Source organism: Clavibacter sp. GW821-FHT01D01 (assembly GCF_059422605.1).
This window is the reverse complement of sequence record NZ_JBWKXC010000013.1, coordinates 1-15,266: the sequence shown is the minus strand read 5'-3', so window position 1 is coordinate 15,266 and position 15,266 is coordinate 1. Positions and strand designations below refer to the sequence as shown.

The 15,266-nt window shown below is 72.8% G+C and carries 18 protein-coding genes; 7 read left to right on the top strand and 11 right to left on the bottom strand.

From position 1 onward, the window contains the following. Positions 1 to 11 precede the first annotated feature (11 nt). Positions 12 to 497: a Dps family protein gene (locus AC07VC_RS14685; RefSeq protein ID WP_494675712.1), complete on the top strand. Its 486-nt coding sequence runs from the start codon at positions 12 to 14 to the stop codon at positions 495 to 497. Positions 498 to 646: 149 nt separating this feature from the next. Here the strand turns inward: AC07VC_RS14685 and AC07VC_RS14680 are convergent, their stop codons facing one another. The 3 genes from AC07VC_RS14680 to AC07VC_RS14670 form a co-directional block, all read right to left on the bottom strand. After that, positions 647 to 1,636 (bottom strand): Fpg/Nei family DNA glycosylase, encoded by a 990-nt coding sequence (locus tag AC07VC_RS14680; RefSeq protein ID WP_494675711.1) that lies wholly within the window; start codon positions 1,634 to 1,636, stop codon positions 647 to 649. Positions 1,637 to 1,642: 6 nt separating this feature from the next. Next, a complete protein-coding gene (locus AC07VC_RS14675; protein ID WP_317231109.1) occupies positions 1,643 to 2,131 on the bottom strand; it encodes a ribose-5-phosphate isomerase in 489 nt (162 codons plus the stop codon). Positions 2,132 to 2,247: 116 nt separating this feature from the next. Continuing rightward, a complete protein-coding gene (locus AC07VC_RS14670; protein WP_494675710.1) occupies positions 2,248 to 2,874 on the bottom strand; it encodes a mycothiol-dependent nitroreductase Rv2466c family protein in 627 nt (208 codons plus the stop codon). Positions 2,875 to 3,021: 147 nt separating this feature from the next. On the opposite strand from AC07VC_RS14670, the gene pepN reads away from it, so the two are divergent. From pepN to AC07VC_RS14655, 3 genes are all read left to right on the top strand, one after another. Further along, entirely contained in the window at positions 3,022 to 5,565 is a 2,544-nt protein-coding gene (pepN, locus tag AC07VC_RS14665; RefSeq protein WP_494675709.1) for an aminopeptidase N, read from the top strand. A gap of 221 nt (positions 5,566 to 5,786) precedes the next feature. Next, positions 5,787 to 7,046 (top strand): mechanosensitive ion channel family protein, encoded by a 1,260-nt coding sequence (locus AC07VC_RS14660; protein WP_494675708.1) that lies wholly within the window; start codon positions 5,787 to 5,789, stop codon positions 7,044 to 7,046. Continuing rightward, positions 7,046 to 7,441, top strand: coding sequence for a globin (locus AC07VC_RS14655; protein ID WP_494675707.1), 396 nt, complete (start codon positions 7,046 to 7,048; stop codon positions 7,439 to 7,441). The genes AC07VC_RS14660 and AC07VC_RS14655 overlap by 1 nt, the downstream gene beginning before the upstream one ends. Before the next feature lie 32 nt (positions 7,442 to 7,473). Here the strand turns inward: AC07VC_RS14655 and AC07VC_RS14650 are convergent, their stop codons facing one another. Next, positions 7,474 to 8,169 carry a DUF8185 domain-containing protein gene (locus AC07VC_RS14650; protein WP_494675706.1) on the bottom strand — a complete coding sequence of 232 codons (696 nt, stop codon included), beginning with the start codon at positions 8,167 to 8,169 and terminating at the stop codon, positions 7,474 to 7,476. 82 nt (positions 8,170 to 8,251) lie between these two features. Here AC07VC_RS14650 and AC07VC_RS14645 point away from each other — a divergent pair, with 82 nt between their 5' ends. Next, complete coding sequence (locus AC07VC_RS14645; RefSeq protein WP_317229467.1) at positions 8,252 to 9,157, top strand: acyl-CoA thioesterase; 906 nt, start codon at positions 8,252 to 8,254, stop codon at positions 9,155 to 9,157. Positions 9,158 to 9,209: 52 nt separating this feature from the next. Here AC07VC_RS14645 and AC07VC_RS14640 read toward each other — a convergent pair whose 3' ends face one another. From AC07VC_RS14640 to msrA, 7 genes are all read right to left on the bottom strand, one after another. After that, positions 9,210 to 9,689: an acyl-CoA thioesterase gene (locus tag AC07VC_RS14640; protein WP_317229468.1), complete on the bottom strand. Its 480-nt coding sequence runs from the start codon at positions 9,687 to 9,689 to the stop codon at positions 9,210 to 9,212. A gap of 4 nt (positions 9,690 to 9,693) precedes the next feature. Next, complete coding sequence (gene ettA, locus AC07VC_RS14635; protein WP_094115682.1) at positions 9,694 to 11,376, bottom strand: energy-dependent translational throttle protein EttA; 1,683 nt, start codon at positions 11,374 to 11,376, stop codon at positions 9,694 to 9,696. Between the two features lie 62 nt (positions 11,377 to 11,438). Further along, positions 11,439 to 11,912 carry a DUF6993 domain-containing protein gene (locus tag AC07VC_RS14630; RefSeq protein ID WP_494675705.1) on the bottom strand — a complete coding sequence of 158 codons (474 nt, stop codon included), beginning with the start codon at positions 11,910 to 11,912 and terminating at the stop codon, positions 11,439 to 11,441. Beyond that, positions 11,909 to 12,472 (bottom strand): MarR family winged helix-turn-helix transcriptional regulator, encoded by a 564-nt coding sequence (locus AC07VC_RS14625; protein ID WP_317229471.1) that lies wholly within the window; start codon positions 12,470 to 12,472, stop codon positions 11,909 to 11,911. The genes AC07VC_RS14630 and AC07VC_RS14625 overlap by 4 nt, the downstream gene beginning before the upstream one ends. Continuing rightward, on the bottom strand, positions 12,469 to 12,879 hold the full coding sequence (locus AC07VC_RS14620; RefSeq protein ID WP_494675704.1) for a hypothetical protein: 411 nt from the start codon (positions 12,877 to 12,879) through the stop codon (positions 12,469 to 12,471). Before AC07VC_RS14620 ends, AC07VC_RS14625 begins: the two co-directional genes overlap by 4 nt. A gap of 221 nt (positions 12,880 to 13,100) precedes the next feature. Further along, entirely contained in the window at positions 13,101 to 13,355 is a 255-nt protein-coding gene (locus AC07VC_RS14615; protein WP_494675703.1) for a hypothetical protein, read from the bottom strand. A gap of 106 nt (positions 13,356 to 13,461) precedes the next feature. Continuing rightward, positions 13,462 to 13,989, bottom strand: coding sequence for a peptide-methionine (S)-S-oxide reductase MsrA (gene msrA / locus AC07VC_RS14610; protein WP_086526689.1), 528 nt, complete (start codon positions 13,987 to 13,989; stop codon positions 13,462 to 13,464). 170 nt (positions 13,990 to 14,159) lie between these two features. Between msrA and AC07VC_RS14605 the strand changes: the two genes are divergently transcribed. Continuing rightward, entirely contained in the window at positions 14,160 to 14,396 is a 237-nt protein-coding gene (locus AC07VC_RS14605; protein WP_317229474.1) for a hypothetical protein, read from the top strand. An 81-nt stretch (positions 14,397 to 14,477) separates the two neighbouring features. Next, positions 14,478 to 15,185, top strand: a complete 708-nt coding sequence (locus AC07VC_RS14600) for a hypothetical protein (protein WP_317229475.1) — start codon at positions 14,478 to 14,480, stop codon at positions 15,183 to 15,185. The last annotated feature ends 81 nt before the right edge of the window (positions 15,186 to 15,266 follow it).

Below are 15,266 nucleotides of genomic sequence, written 5' to 3'. Positions count from 1 at the left end.
GAGGAGAACCCATGACCGACACCGTCCACGTCCCCACCAGCTCCGCCTCGGCCGACGTCGCCGCCGGCGTCGCGCAGTTCCTCAGCCCCGTCGTCGTGAACCTCCAGGCCCTCGCCGTCAACGGCAAGCAGGCGCACTGGCACGTCCGCGGCGCCAACTTCATCGGCGTCCACGAGTTCCTCGACGTCCTCGTCTCGCACGCGCAGGGCTGGGCGGACACCGCCGCCGAGCGCGTCGTCGCCCTCGGCCTCCCGATCGACGCGCGCGTCGAGACGGTGGCCGCCGCCACGACCACCGCTCCCCTCACGCCCGGCTTCCGCCAGTCGAGCGCCACCATCGCCGAGGTCATCGCGCAGATCGACGCGACCATGGAGCTCGTCAACCGCGCCGTCCAGGAGCTCGGCGAGATCGACGTGAACAGCCAGGACGTGGCCATCGAGATCGCCCGCGGTCTCGAGAAGGACCGCTGGTTCCTGTTCGCGCACATCAGCGAGTAGCCGGCCGACCGGCACGCGCCGACGGACGAGGGGCCCGGATCCAGCAGGATCCGGGCCCCTCTCGGCATCCCACGCCGTGATCGCGCGCCCCGCGCAGGTCAGCGCCCGGGGCATCGTCGGACGATGCCCGATGCCCGACGCCCGGCGCATCAGGCCTGGCAGTACGGGCACCAGTAGAGCTTCCGGCCCGCGGCCTCCTCCATCACGATGTGGGTGCCGCACACCCGGCACGGCAGGCCCTCGCGGTGGTACACCCAGTGGCGGTCGGCCCGGTTGCGGAGCGCCGCGTCGAGCTTCTTTCCGCGCAGCCCGTCCATGGTCATCATCTGCCCCACCTCGACGCCCTTGCGGAGCAGCCTCGACCAGTCCTTCCAGAGGCCGCGCACGACGTCCTCGGGCACGTCGCGCCCGGGGGTGTGCGGGTTCTGCCGCGCGCGGAACAGCAGCTCCGCCCGGTAGACGTTGCCGATCCCGCTGACGACCGCCTGGTCCATCAGCAGCAGCCCGATGGCGGTGGGCTTCCTCCGCACCGTGGCCGTGAAGCGGTCCTCGGAGCGCTTGCCGCCCTCGACGAGCGGATCCGGTCCGAGCTTGTCGATGGCCCGCTGCACCTCCTCGGCGTCCGCGACGACGCAGGCGGTGGGCCCGCGGAGGTCCGCCACGGCGTGCTCCGTGAGCAGGCGCACCCGCACCTGGCCCACGGGTTCCGGCGGCCACGCCTCCGAGGAGAACGGGTCGTGCACCTTCTCCTGCTCGGCCATCCGGAGGCGTGCGCGACGGGGTGCCCCGATGCTGGCGAGCGAGTCCTCGGCGGCGGTGTCGACGGGCGCGTCGTCCACCCGGTCGTCGACCGGGACATCGCCGCGCATCCCGTCCTGCCCCATCCGGTTCAGCGTCGACACGTCGCCGGCGAAGTCCCATGCGCCGTAGAGCCCGAGGTGCACGCGGAGCCACACCCCGCCGTCGAACTCGAGGAACATCTGCTTGCCCACGGCCTTCGCGCCGACGAGGCGCCGCCCGTCGAGCACGGCGGCGCCCTCCGCGAATCGGCCCTGCGGCGAGGACGCCTGCACAACGTCGCCCACGAAGTGGGCCTCGAACTGCTTCGCGATCCGGTGGATCGAATGCCCCTCGGGCACGGCGGCCTAGTCGGTGACGGGATGCCCGGCGATGGCTCCCGTCGTCTCGTACTCGGCGAGCTGCGCGATGCGGCGCGCGTGGCGCTCCTCGGCGGAGAACGGCTCGGCGATGAAGGCGTCGATGAAGGCGGTGGCCTCCTCGACGGTGTGCTGCCGGGCGCCGATGGAGATCACGTTGGCGTCGTTGTGCTGGCGGGCGAGCACCGCGGTGGAGAGGTTCCAGACGAGGGCGGCCCGCACTCCCTCGACCTTGTTGGCCGCGATCTGCTCGCCGTTGCCGGATCCGCCGAAGACGACGCCCAGGGCCGTCGCGCCGGCGCGCTGGTCGGCGACCACCGCGCGGGCCGCCCGGATGCAGAAGGAGGGGTAGTCGTCGAGCGGCTCGTAGGCGACCGGGCCGTGGTCGACGACGTCGTGGCCGGCAGCCGTCAGGTGCTCGGTGAGGAACCTCGAGAAGTCGAGTCCCGCGTGGTCGGTCGCGATGTGGATGCGCATCGGTGCATCCCTCTCTGCCGCCCGGGCGGCGTCGTGCCCGCGGTGCGGGCGGTGCCGGTCACGCGACGACCGGGCGCCGCGTGGCGCCCGGTCGTCGCGTGCGCGACGGGGATTGGTCAGTCGAAGATGGGGCCCACGGTGCGCGAGCGCTTGATCTCGAAGAAGCCGGGGTACGCGGCGACGGCCACGACGCCGTCCCACAGGCGCACGGCCTCCTCGCCCTTCGGCGCCGGGGAGATGACGGGACCGAAGAAGGCGACGCCGTCGACCGAGATCACGGGCGTGCCGACGTCCTGGCCGACCCGCTCGATCCCGTCGAAGTGGCTCGCGCGCATGGGCTCGTCGTAGCGGTCGGTGCGGCTGGTCTCGGCGAGCTCGGCGGGGAGGCCGAGCTCGGCCAGCACCTCGGGGATGACGACGTCCGCGTCGGTGTTCCCCTGCAGGTGGATGCGCGCCCCGAGCGCGTCGTAGAGGGGCTTGACGTGCGCGGCGCCGTGCTCGGCCTCGACCGCGGCGACGAGCCGCGTGAAGCGGAGCGCGCGCGGGAGGAACTCGGCGAAGTGCGGGTCGTCGGCCTTGTCCTCGTTGAGGACGGCGAGGCTCATGACGCGCCAGGTGATGTCGAGGTCCCGGTGACGGGCGACCTCGTCGACCCAGCGGGAGGTCATCCACGCCCAGGGGCAGGACGGGTCGAACCAGAACTCGACGGCGGTGGTGCGGGGGCTGCTCTGAACGTCGGACATGCCGCCAGCCTAGGTCAGCCGACGGAATAGGATCGGCTCCGAAGCGGCGCCGCTCCGCCCCGGCACCCGCGGTCACCGACCGCCCGGTGCACCGTCACGCGAGGCGCGTCCGCCGGCCCACCCACCTCACGGACGAGCAGGAGCACCATGCCAGGAGAGAACCTCACCCGCGTCGAGGCCGAGGAGCGCGCCGCGCTCCTCGCCGTGTCCGAGTACGACGTCGCGCTCGACCTCACCCGCGGGGCCGAGGTGTTCGGATCCACGACGACCGTGCGCTTCACGGCGACGGCCGGCGCGTCGACCTTCATCGACGCCATCACGCGCGCCGTGCGCTCCGTGACGCTCAACGGCCGCGAGCTCGACCCGGCCGACGTGAGCGACGGCGTGCGCATCCGCCTCGACGACCTCGCGCAGGAGAACGAGCTGACGGTCGTCGCCGACGCGATGTACACGAACACGGGCGAGGGCCTGCACCGCTTCGTCGACCCGGTCGACGACGAGGTGTACCTCTACTCGCAGTTCGAGGTCCCGGACTCGCGCCGCATGTTCGCGGTGTTCGAGCAGCCGGACCTCAAGGCCGTCTTCCGCTTCCGGGTCACGGCGCCGGCGCACTGGGAGGTCGTCTCCAACTCCCCCACCCCCGAGCCCACCGCGGCCGGCGACGGCGCGTCCACGTGGACCTTCGAGCCCACGCTCCGCATGTCGAGCTACATCACGGCGCTCATCGCGGGCCCCTACGGCGTGGTCCGCAGCGAGCTGACGTCGAGCGACGGCCGCACCATCCCCCTCGGCGTGTTCGCCCGGAAGTCGCTCATGGAGCACCTCGACGCCGACTACGTCTTCGAGAAGACCCGCGAGGGCTTCCGGTTGTACGAGGAGCGCTTCGCGTACCCGTACCCGTTCCCGAAGTACGACCAGCTCTTCGTCCCCGAGTTCAACGCGGGCGCCATGGAGAACGCGGGCGCCGTCACGTTCGTGGAGAGCTACGTCTTCCGCTCCAAGGTGACCGACGCCGTCAAGGAGCGCCGGGTCACGACGATCCTGCACGAGCTCGCGCACATGTGGTTCGGCGACCTCGTGACCATGAAGTGGTGGGACGACCTGTGGCTCAACGAGTCCTTCGCCACCTACATCTCGACCCTCGCCACCGCCGAGGCCACCGAGTGGACGGGCGCCTGGACGACCTTCAACGCAGGAGAGAAGTCCTGGGCGTACAACCAGGACCAGCTGCCGAGCACGCACCCCGTCTACGCCACCATCAACGACCTGGAGGACGTGCAGGTCAACTTCGACGGCATCACCTACGCCAAGGGCGCCTCGGTCCTCCGTCAGCTCGTCGCGTACGTCGGCCAGGACGAGTTCCTCGCGGGCGTCGCGGCGTACTTCCAGCGCCACGCCTTCGGCAACTCGACGCTCCGCGACTTCACGTCCGAGCTCGAGGGCACGAGCGGACGGGATCTCGAGCGCTGGACCGACCTGTGGCTGAAGACCTCGGGCGTGAACACCCTGCGCCCGGAGATCCAGACGGACGAGGACGGCGTCATCACCTCGTTCGCCGTGCTGCAGGAGGCGGCGGAGGACTACCCGACGCTCCGCCCGCACCGCCTCGCGATCGGCTTCTACGAGCTGCGCGACGCGCACCTGGTCCGCACCGAGCGGTTCGAGCTGGACGTCGACGGCGACCGGACGGAGGTCGCCGAGCTCGTCGGCCGCCAGCGTCCCGCGCTCGTGCTGCTGAACGACGACGACCTGACGTACGCCAAGGTCCGGCTGGACGCCGCGTCCCTCGAGGTCGCCATGCGGCACCTCGCCGCGTTCGAGGACTCCCTGGCCCGGTCGCTCGTGTTCGCCTCCGTGTGGGACGCGACGCGCGACGGCGAGATCCGGGCCCGCGACTACGCGCGCCTCGTGCTCGACAACGTCGCCACCGAGGACGAATCGACCGCCCTCCGCTACGCGCTCGCGCAGCTCACGGTCGCCGCGTCCTCGTACTCGGCGCCCGACCACCGCCAGGAGCTGCTGGCGACGGTCGCGACCGAGCTCTGGGCCCTCACCGCCCAGGCGGCGCCCGGATCCGACAACCAGTTCCAGTTCCTGCGCACCTTCGCGCAGGTCGCCTCCGAGCCGGCGCAGCTGGACCACGTGCAGGCGCTCCTCGACGGCACGGAGACGCTCGAAGGCGTCGAGATCGACGCCGACCTCCGCTGGGAGCTCCTCACGGCGCTCGTCGCGGGCGGCCGAGCGGGCACGGCGGACATCGACGCCGCGCTCGCGGCCGATCGCACGGCCACGGGAGCCCAGTCCGCCGCGCAGGCGCGTGCGGCGCTGCCCACCGCGGAGGGCAAGCAGGCGGCGTGGGCGTCGGTCTGGGCGGCCGACACCGAGCCGAACACGATCGTCCGCACCACGGGGCTCGGCTTCCGCCGCGCCGCGGACACCGAACTGCTTCGGCCCTTCGTGGGCGCCTACTTCGACGCGCTGCAGGGCGTCTGGGAGTCGCGGAGCTACGCCATCGCGGCGGCGCTCATCGGCGGCTTCTACCCCTCGCCGCTCGCCGACGAGGAGCTCCGCGACGCGACCGTCGCCTGGCTCGACGCGAACCCCGAACCGCCGGCGCTCCGCCGCCTCGTCAGCGAGCTGCTGTCGGGCGTGGAGCGGGCGCTCCGGGCGCAGGCGAAGGACGCCGAGTAGGAGGACCGCTACACCGCACCATCCGACGGGGACGACCGCGCAGGCGGGCGTCCCCGTCGTCGCGTCGAGGCCGGCGTCGGGCCGGGGCGGGCGTCGGGTAGGGCGGGCGTCGCGCCGTGTGGCCGAGCTCCCTCCGCGGATCCCCGGTCGTCCAGGGAGGCCGCCGGTACACTCGTCCGGATGACCTCCCCTCTCCTCCTCCCCGCCGGAAGCGCGTCGCGATGGACCTGAGCATGGTGTGCTGCGGCGACGGCTCGTTCTTCTCCACCTGGGGCACGCTCATCCAGGTCCTCTCGATCCTCATCGGCGCGGTCCTCGCCCGGTGGATCCTGCTCGTCGTGATCCGCAACACGGTCGACCAGATCGTGTCGGGCGTCAAGAAGCGCCAGAACGTCGACGACACCCAGTCGATCCAGGCCTCCCCGCTCACGGCCGTCCGCGTCGTCCAGCGGACGCGGACCCTCGGCAGCGTCCTCAGCAACATCACGACCGTCGTCATCGTCGTGATCGCCATGTCGCTCCTCATCGAGACCACCGCCCCCGGCGTCCTCACCTCCCTCGCCCTCCTCACCGCCGCCCTCGGCGCGGGCCTCGGCTTCGGCGCGCAGAACATCGTGAAGGACATCCTCAACGGCATGTTCATGGTGGTCGAGGACCAGCTCGGCGTCGGCGACGTCGTCGACGTGGGTCCGGCGACGGGCGTCGTCGAGACCGTCGGCATCCGCATCACGACCCTCCGCGACGTCAACGGGACGCTCTGGTTCGTCCGCAACGGCGAGATCCTCCGCGTCGGCAACATGTCCCAGGGCTGGGCCCGCGTGGTCATCGACCTGGCGGTCCCCTACGAGACCGACGTGCGCGCCGTGCAGGAGCGCATGCTCGCGACCGCCACGGAGCTCGCGGGCACGCCCAAGTGGCGCTCGCGCATCGTCGAGAAGCCCGAGCTGTGGGGCATCGAGTCGATCTCCGAGTCCGCGGTCGTCATCCGCATCGTCGTGAAGACCCGCAGCAACGCCCGCGACGACGTCTCGCGCGAGCTCCGCACCCGTCTCAAGGCGGCCCTCGACGCCATGGGCGTGACGCTCCCGTCGCTCGCCGCCGTCGTCCTCACCGGCTTCGACAGCGCGGCCAGCGTCGGCGGGGCGCATCCGCCCCGCACGGCCTCCACGCCCGTGCAGCAGCCGGAGCAGCCGGCGCCCCGGAAGCGCGCCCGCAAGGTCACGCAGCGGCACCCCGGTGCCCCCGCAGCGGGGTCGGCGTCTCCCGTCGTCCGCGGAGCCGCGGGTGCCCGGCCGGACCCGCGCTCGACGCAGGCGATCCCGGCCCAGCCCGCGACGCCCCCGCGCTCCGCCGATGAGGAGCTCGACGAGGACGAGGTCACCGCCACCTGGACGGTCCTCCCCGAGGACCCGACCGCGGCGAAGCCGCCCCGCGGTCCGCGCACGCCCCGCACGACCGCCACCCCGCCCGAGGAGTCCTGATGGCCGACCTGCTCGCGAGCTCCTTCCACGGCGACGTCGGCGGCCGCCCCACGTTCGAGAAGCTGGTGCGCGAGTTCTACCGCGGCGTCGCCGAGGACCCCGTTCTCGTCGCCATGTACCCGGAGGAGGACCTCGAGGGTGCCATCCAGCGCCTCACGGGCTTCCTCGAGCAGTACTGGGGAGGTCCGACGACCTACAGCGAGGAGCGCGGCCACCCGCGCCTGCGCATGCGGCACATGCCGTTCCGGGTGAACCCGGACGCGCGCGACCGCTGGCTCGCGCACATGCGCGTGGCCGTCGACACGCTCGACCTGTCGCCCCTGCACGAGGCGCAGCTCTGGGACTACCTCGAGCGCGCGGCGCACGCGATGGTCAACACCTTCGACGAGAGCTGAGGGCTTCGCGCGAGGGCCGGGACGGACCGGCCCTACAGCCGCCGCACGAGCACGTGCCCGCGCGCGGTCGTGAGCCGCGTCCACGGCCCGGTGCGGAACACCGCGACGGGCGCCTCGTCGTCGTCCGGCGTCGCGTCCGGGGCGGGATCCGGTCCGAGGAAGCCCAGGCTGTAGGCGGCGAACGCGCCGCCCGCGACGACGTCCGGCGCGCCCTCGACGGGACGGCCCCACACCTCGCCGCGGACGCGCGTGACGATCTGCTCGCCGATGCCGGTCGGCACGGCTGCCGCGACCTCGTCGATCCCCGCGCGGGCGGCGCTCCGCAGCACGGCCGGCGACACGTCCGGGATGCGCTCCCAGCCCGCGCGCGGCGGAGAGATGCCCGCCCACGGAGCCGTCGCGGTGTCCGGCGGCACGAGGACGCCGACCGGCTCCCCGGGCGACCCGGTCGCCGGCCCCTCCAGGCGCGCGAGGCGGTCCAGCAGCGCGCGGATCGGCACCACGCTGTCCACGGGCGCCTGCGTCTCGGCCGCGAAGGTGCGCAGGCCGAGCACGGTCGGCGACCGGTCCAGGAGGCCGGCGGGCTGCAGCACCGACGTGTAGACGGCGAGCACGCCGCCCGATCCGATGAGGCGCACGGCCCCGTCGTCGACGCGGGCGGAGCGGCCGAGGAAGGTCTGCAGATCGCCGAGGGCGAGGGCGTCCCGGAGGGCGAAGGAGGGCGTCATGGCCTGTCTAAGCTACTGGATGCGCCCCGGCGAACCGCCGGGCGCCCGGTCACCCGAGGCCGGCCCGTCAGGCGGAGGAACCATGACCGACCACGCATCCGACATCCCGGACGACGGCCCGCTCGCCGGCCTGCTCACCGCCCTCGACCTCACCGACACGGGCGCCCGCACGAGCGAGGACATCTCCACCGGCCCCTCGCAGTGGATGCCCATGGGCCGCGTCTTCGGCGGGCAGGTCCTCGCCCAGTCGCTGGTCGCGGCCATGCGCACGACCGACGCCGACCGCCGCCCGCACAGCATGCACGGGTACTTCCTCCGCCCCGGGGACGTCACCAAGCCCATCACCTTCTCGGTCGACCGCATCCACGACGGCCGCTCGTTCTCCACGCGGCGCACGCAGGCGTACCAGGACGGCCGCCCGATCCTCTCGATGATCGCGTCGTTCCAGGACGCGGACGAGGGGCTCGAGCACCAGGCGCCCATGCCCGAGGGCATCCCCGAGCCCGAGACCCTGCCGAGCGCGCGCGACGTCCTCTCCCGCATCGACCACCCGGTCGCCGCGCACTGGGCGAACGACCGCCCCTTCGACATGCGGCACGTCGAGCAGCCCGTCTACTTCGGCGCGGCGGAGGAGCGCGTCGCGCACCAGGCCGTGTGGATCCGCGCGATCGGCCGGCTGCCGGACGACCCGGCCGTGCACCTGGCCTCGCTGGCGTACGCGAGCGACTACTCGATCCTCGAGTCCATCTACCGCCGCCACGGCCTCTCCTGGGCGACCCCCGGCATCAAGGCCGCGAGCCTCGACCACGCCATGTGGTTCCACCGCTTCGGCCGCGCCGACGAGTGGATGCTCTACGTGCAGGAGTCGACGAGCGCGCAGGGCGGACGCGGCCTGTCCCTCGGGCGGATCTACTCACGGGACGGCGTGCTCCTCGCGAGCGTCGCCCAGGAGGGCATGGTGCGGGTGCCGCAGGATCCGCGCGGCTGAGCGCCGATGCGGTCCGGCCTCCGGCGCACGACACGCGAGGCGGCGATCCGCCTCAGCCGCGTCGGCTGAACGCGACGGGCTCCTCGAGGTAGCGGGCCCAGGCGGCGCGCTCGTCCTCGGAGATGCGGCGGGGCCGTCCCGTCCGCGCGTCGACCAGCACGATCGTCGTCGACGCGCGCGCGTAGAGCGCGGCGGGCTCGACGCCCGCCGGGGTCCGCACCTCGTAGCACGCCTCGAGGCTGGATCCCCCGAGCCGCCCGAGCCACACCTGCACGTCCAGCGGCCGGCGGCCGTAGGAGATGGGCAGCAGGTACTCGATCTCCTGGCGGGCGATCATCGTCATCGTCTCCGCGCCCGCCGTCGCGTCGATGAGCGCCATGCCCGGGTCCACGCCGTCGCCGTCGTCGTCGCTCCGCCAGAACGCCCGGACGCGGGCCTCCTCGAGGAGCCGCAGCACCTCCACGTTGTTCACGTGGTCGTAGGCGTCGAGGTCGGCCCACCGGAGGTGGACGGGGACGCGGACCCGGGTCACGCCGCTAGTCCCGCGTGAGCTTGCGGTAGGCGGAGCGGTGCGGCTTCGCCGCGTCCGCGCCGAGCCGCTCGATCTTGTTCTGCTCGTACGACTCGAAGTTGCCCTCGAACCAGTACCAGTTGGCCGGGTCCTCCTCGGTGCCCTCGTAGGACAGGATGTGCGTCGCGATGCGGTCGAGGAACCACCGGTCGTGGGTGATGACCACGGCGCAGCCGGGGAACTCGAGGAGCGCGTTCTCGAGGCTCCCGAGGGTCTCGACGTCCAGGTCGTTGGTGGGCTCGTCGAGCAGGAGCAGGTTGCCGCCCTGCTTGAGGGTGAGCGCGAGGTTCAGGCGGTTGCGCTCCCCACCGGAGAGGATGCCCGCCTTCTTCTGCTGGTCCGGGCCCTTGAAGCCGAAGGTCGAGACGTAGGCGCGCGCGGGCACCTCCTGCTTGCCGACCTGGATGTAGTCCTGGCCGTCCGACACCACCTCGAAGAGCGACTTCTCGGGGTCGATGCCGCCACGGCTCTGGTCGACGTAGGAGATGTCGACGGTGTCGCCGACCTTGAGCTCCCCGGCGTCGAGCGGCTCGAAGCCCACGATGGTCTTGAACAGGGTGGTCTTGCCGACGCCGTTCGGGCCGATGACGCCCACGATGCCGTTGCGGGGCAGGGTGAACGAGAGGTCGTCGATGAGGACGCGCTCCCCGAACTGCTTGTGGAGCTTCTTCGCGTCGATGACCTGCGACCCGAGGCGCGGCCCGACGGGGATCTGGATCTCCTCGAAGTCCAGCTTCCTCGTGCGCTCCGCCTCGGTCACCATCTCCTCGTAGCGCGCGAGGCGCGCCTTCGACTTCGCCTGGCGGCCCTTCGCGTTGCTGCGCACCCAGTCGAGCTCCTCCGCGAGGCGCTTGGAGAGCTTCGCGTCCTTCTTGCCCTGGACGCTGAGCCGCTCCTGCTTCTTCTCGAGGTAGGTCGAGTAGTTGCCCTCGTACGGGTAGAGCCGGCCGCGGTCGACCTCGGCGATCCACTCGGCGACGTGGTCGAGGAAGTACCGGTCGTGGGTCACGGCGAGGACGGCACCCGGGTACTTGGAGAGGTGCTGCTCGAGCCAGAGCACGCTCTCGGCGTCGAGGTGGTTGGTGGGCTCGTCGAGGAGGAGCAGGTCGGGCTTCTGGAGCAGCAGCTTGCAGAGCGCCACGCGGCGCTTCTCGCCGCCGGAGAGGTTGGCCACGGACGCGTCGCCCGGCGGGGTGCGCAGCGCGTCCATGGCCTGCTCGAGCTGCGAGTCGAGCTCCCAGCCGTCGGCGGCGTCGATCGCCTCCTGGAGCGTGCCCATCTCGGCGAGCAGGGTGTCGAAGTCGGCGTCGGGCTCGGCCATGGCCGCGGCGATCTCGTTGTAGCGGTCGACCTGCGCCTTGAGCGGGCCCACGCCCTCCTGGACGTTCTCGAGCACGGTCTTGGACTCGTCGAGCTCGGGCTCCTGCATCAGGATCCCCACCGTGTAGCCGGGCGACAGCTTCGCCTCGCCGTTGCTGGGCGTGTCGAGGCCCGCCATGATCTTCAGGATCGTCGACTTGCCCGCGCCGTTCGGTCCGACGACGCCGATCTTCGCGCCGGGGATGAACGACATGGTGACGTCGTCGAGGATCAGCTTGTCGCCGACCGACTTCCGGGCGCGGACCATCGAGTAGATGTATTCAGCCATGCCCCGAGTCTATTGAGTGACGCGGTGCCCGGGTGCCGCGCGCGGGGGCCGGCCCACGCCGTTCACCAGTCGATCGCGCGGGTCTGCCCGACCAGGCATCGATCGGACGAGAGGGCGGGTTCCACGTGCGCGCTGAAGCCGTCCTGCGCCCGCTGGCCGATGAGGCAGCCGTCGTCGAGGCGCACCGACACGAGGATCGAGTCGACCGAGTTGCCGAGCGGGGTCGCGTCGGCGGTCACCTCCATGCGGTCCTTCGGGAAGCCCGCGGCGACCAGGGCGTCCACGAGGGCGCGGCCCTGCGCGTTGGGGTCGGCGGCGACGACCCCGCCGGCCGTGGCCTCGAAGGCGGGCAGGTTCTCCTCGGCGGTGCCGCCGGCGTCGACGGGCGCGATCGTGGGCTCGGCCGAGGCCGTGGCAGAAGGGCCGGCCGCCGCGGTGGGCGTCGCCGGGTCCGGAGCCGGTGCCTGCGTGCAGGCGGAGAGGAGCAGGGCGCCGAGGACGGCGGGCGCCGCCAGGGCGCGGACGGCGCGGATCACGCCGCGGACTCGTCCGCGCAGGCCCGCTCGACGTCGCGGTCGGGCGCCGGCGGGATGGCGAGGTCGTCGCCGTGGACGCTCCCCGGGTCGGCGTCGAGGGAGGATGCGCTCATGCTCGCGAGGATATCCCGCGCGATCGCCTCGAGCTGGGAGGTCTGCTCGTCGGTCAGCGGGTCGAACACCGTGCGGAGGACCTCCTCGGCATGACCCGGGGCCGCCGCCTCGAGCGTGGCGCGACCCTCGTCCGTGAGCTCCGCGAGGAGGCTCCGCCCGTCCCGGGGCGAGGGCGTGCGGCGCACCCACCCCATCTGCTCGAGCCGCGTCACGGCGTGCGACGTGCGGCTCGCGGAGGCCTGGAGCGCTCGCGCCAGCACGCTCATCGGCAGGGCTCCCTCCTCCGCCTCCGACAGGCGCACGAGGATCATGTAGTAGGCGTGGGGCATCCCGGACTCGTGCAGGAGCTGACGCTCGATGCGCTCGCTGACGTGCTTGAGGGCGACGATCACGGTCCGCCAGGCGCGCTGCTGATCCGGTTCGAGCCACCGGGGGGATCCGCTCATGGTCCGATCCTAGGCTCCGCGGTCCGCCCGTCGCCGGTCGGGTGGCGTCCCCGCGTGAGCACGGCGTCGGCCACGAGCTCGACCGCGTCGTCCTCGGGGCGGACAGCCCGCCGGGGCGTCAGCCGACCCCGGACGATCACCTCGTCGCCGACGGCCAGGCGCGACACGGCCCGCGCGGCTCCGGAGCCGCAGCAGACCGCCAGCAGCCCCGGACCGCGAGGCGCGAGACCCAGCGCGCTCGAGGCCGGCGCGCCTCCGCGCTCCGCGGTGACCGGTCCGAGGAGGAGGGATGCGACCTCCCAGCCCGCCGCGGTGCGGATGCACCTCGGCGGGCTCGTGACCGATCCGCGCAGCGCCACGGGCACGGCACCTCCGCCCTCGTCGTCGATCCGTCCCGTGCCCGCCATGCCGCTCCCCCCGCACGGTCGCGCGACCGCACGAGCAGGATGCGCCGTGCGTGCGTGACGGGACGCCGGCGGGCGCCGCGCGTCTGACGCGCATCCTCACCGCTGCCTGGGGAGGGGCGGCGGGCGCCCGGGGTCATCCGGGCGGAGGCCTCGGCGCCCATCGGGGCGGAGCCCCGGTGCTCATCGCGGCAGCGGTCCTAGCGCGCCTCGGGGCGGAGACCCTAGTGCTCGTCGAAGCGGAGCTCGTCGTCCTGCCCCGACCGCAGGGCCGACTTCGCGATCTCCAGCGACGGGTAGGTGCCGGCCACGACCCCGCGGTGCAGCGGGCGCACCTCGTACCCGTCCTCGTGCGAGTGGATCGACGCGAGCGCACCCGTGGTCCCGAAGGCCACCCAGGTCTTGCCCGCGGTGCGCGGTACGCCGGACGTGCGGGTGCCCGAGTCCGTGCTCGTGCTCGTGGTGGTGCTCGTGGTCATCGACATCGTCGTCGCCTCTCCTCCCCGGGCTCCGTCGCCCGGACGTGCCGAGCGTACGCCGACGCCCCGCGGCCGTACAGGCCGCGGGGCGTCGGAGGTGCGGGGATCAGGCGGCGCGCACGTACTGCGCGAACGACTTCCTCACCTTGTTGACCTTGGGCACGGCGACCGCGTTGCAGTAGCCCTGGCCCGGGTTCTTCGCGAAGAAGTCCTGGTGGTAGTCCTCCGCGTCGTACCAGGTGCCGACCGGCTCGATGGTGGTGACGGGCGTCCCGTCCCACAGCTCGCCGGCGCGGGAGATCGCGTCCCGGAACAGCTGCTCCTGCTCCGCGTCCGCCGGGAACATGGCCGAGCGGTACTGGGTGCCGACGTCGGCGCCCTGGCGGTTGAGCTGGCGAGGGTCGTGCAGCGTGAAGAACACGTCGAGGATGACGTCGGCGGGGATGACCTCCTCGTCGAAGACCACCTTCACCGCCTCGGCGTGCCCGGTCGCGCCCGTGCACACGGCGTCGTAGGAGGGGTGGGCGGTGTGACCGCCGATGTAGCCGGAGATGACGTCCTGGACACCGTCGAGGGTGCGGTACACCGCATCGAGGCACCAGAAGCAGCCGCCGGCGAGGATGAATGTCTGCATGGTCGTCGAACCTACTTCCCGTCGATGCGCGCGAGGTCCGCGGCGGTCGACATGGGAGGGAACCGTCATCGGACCGCGGGCATTCCTAGGGGCCGGGATGTCGGTGGTCCGCCGTAGCTTCGAGGACATCGGGACATCGCCGGGCCGGCGGCACGAGGACGGAGGACACCATGCCCAGCATCACCTACACCCCCCTGGCACGATCGGCAGCCCAGGTGCGCGAGCTGCACGACGGCCTCCTCCGCGTCACCCGGCCGGACGGCGCCGTCCTCGGCTACGTCGAGCGCATGCACGAGCCCGAGGGCGAGCGGTTCCGCGCCAAGCGCCTCCGTCGCGACGCCCGGGGCTTCGTGCCGCTCGGCGACTTCTGGGCCCTCCAGGACGCGGTCGACTGCCTTCGCTTCTGAGTCCGCTCCTCCGGGCGCACGGGGGCGACGCGCCCGCCCGACCTCCCTGGTGCGGACCGGGGCCCGGGGTACGGTCGCCGCATGCAGTGGTGGAATGATCTCCTCGATGCCCTCGCGTCCGAGCGGGGCACGCAGCTCCTCTCCGGCGTCGTCGTCCCCTTCGTCGCCATCGTGGTGGCCGGCGTGCTCGCCGCTGTCATCGCACGCGGTGCGACGCAGCGGATCCTCGCCCGTCACGACCGCGAGGTGAAGGCCGCCGCCATCGGCATGCTGGTCGACGCCGCGCGCCAGGCGTCGGTCTGGGACGGCCTGTCCGCGCCGGAGCGCCTCCTCGCCGACCGCGCCGCCGGCGAGGCGGACATCCGCATCCGCCTGCTGCCCGTGAAGGGCGCCGCCACCGCCGCCACCTGGGCCGCCCACGAGATCACCGAGTTCAAGCGCGGCAGCGGCAGCTTCGGCTTCCAGTTCGACGCGCAGCTCGCGGAGTTCCGCGATCGCATCGTGGAGTGGCAGCACCACCCGGGCCGCGCGCGCAAGATCTTCCAGGGCGACATCTCGCGCTGGCAGTTCGAGGACGACCAGCCGTCCGCCGACTCCCGCCCCGCGGGCACGCCGGCTCGCGCGCCGGAGCAGGCCGCCGTGGCGCCCGTCCCCGTGCCGTGGCGCAGCGGGACCGACGACCAGCCGGCGGCCGAGCGCCCCGTCGAGTCGCCCGACGAGCAGTACAGCCCCCCGGTCCCCTACTCCTCCGCCGCGAACTCGCGCACCGCGGAGGGCGAGCGGCGCTGACGCCGCCCCGCTCCGTGACGACGCCCCGCACCTCTCGAGCTGTCTCTTCTCCCCCTCTGACGCTTCCCCCTAACTTGCCTA

Coding starts and splice junctions, on each gene's coding strand:
- AC07VC_RS14685 (WP_494675712.1), top strand. CDS start 12: ATGACCGACACCGTCCACGTCCCCACCAGCTCCGCCTCGGCCGACGTC.
- AC07VC_RS14675 (WP_317231109.1), bottom strand. CDS start 2,131: ATGCGCATCCACATCGCGACCGACCACGCGGGACTCGACTTCTCGAGG.
- AC07VC_RS14670 (WP_494675710.1), bottom strand. CDS start 2,874: ATGTCCGACGTTCAGAGCAGCCCCCGCACCACCGCCGTCGAGTTCTGG.
- pepN (WP_494675709.1), top strand. CDS start 3,022: ATGCCAGGAGAGAACCTCACCCGCGTCGAGGCCGAGGAGCGCGCCGCG.
- AC07VC_RS14660 (WP_494675708.1), top strand. CDS start 5,787: ATGGACCTGAGCATGGTGTGCTGCGGCGACGGCTCGTTCTTCTCCACC.
- AC07VC_RS14655 (WP_494675707.1), top strand. CDS start 7,046: ATGGCCGACCTGCTCGCGAGCTCCTTCCACGGCGACGTCGGCGGCCGC.
- AC07VC_RS14650 (WP_494675706.1), bottom strand. CDS start 8,169: ATGACGCCCTCCTTCGCCCTCCGGGACGCCCTCGCCCTCGGCGATCTG.
- AC07VC_RS14645 (WP_317229467.1), top strand. CDS start 8,252: ATGACCGACCACGCATCCGACATCCCGGACGACGGCCCGCTCGCCGGC.
- ettA (WP_094115682.1), bottom strand. CDS start 11,376: ATGGCTGAATACATCTACTCGATGGTCCGCGCCCGGAAGTCGGTCGGC.
- AC07VC_RS14625 (WP_317229471.1), bottom strand. CDS start 12,472: ATGAGCGGATCCCCCCGGTGGCTCGAACCGGATCAGCAGCGCGCCTGG.
- AC07VC_RS14620 (WP_494675704.1), bottom strand. CDS start 12,879: ATGGCGGGCACGGGACGGATCGACGACGAGGGCGGAGGTGCCGTGCCC.
- AC07VC_RS14615 (WP_494675703.1), bottom strand. CDS start 13,355: ATGACCACGAGCACCACCACGAGCACGAGCACGGACTCGGGCACCCGC.
- msrA (WP_086526689.1), bottom strand. CDS start 13,989: ATGCAGACATTCATCCTCGCCGGCGGCTGCTTCTGGTGCCTCGATGCG.
- AC07VC_RS14605 (WP_317229474.1), top strand. CDS start 14,160: ATGCCCAGCATCACCTACACCCCCCTGGCACGATCGGCAGCCCAGGTG.
- AC07VC_RS14600 (WP_317229475.1), top strand. CDS start 14,478: ATGCAGTGGTGGAATGATCTCCTCGATGCCCTCGCGTCCGAGCGGGGC.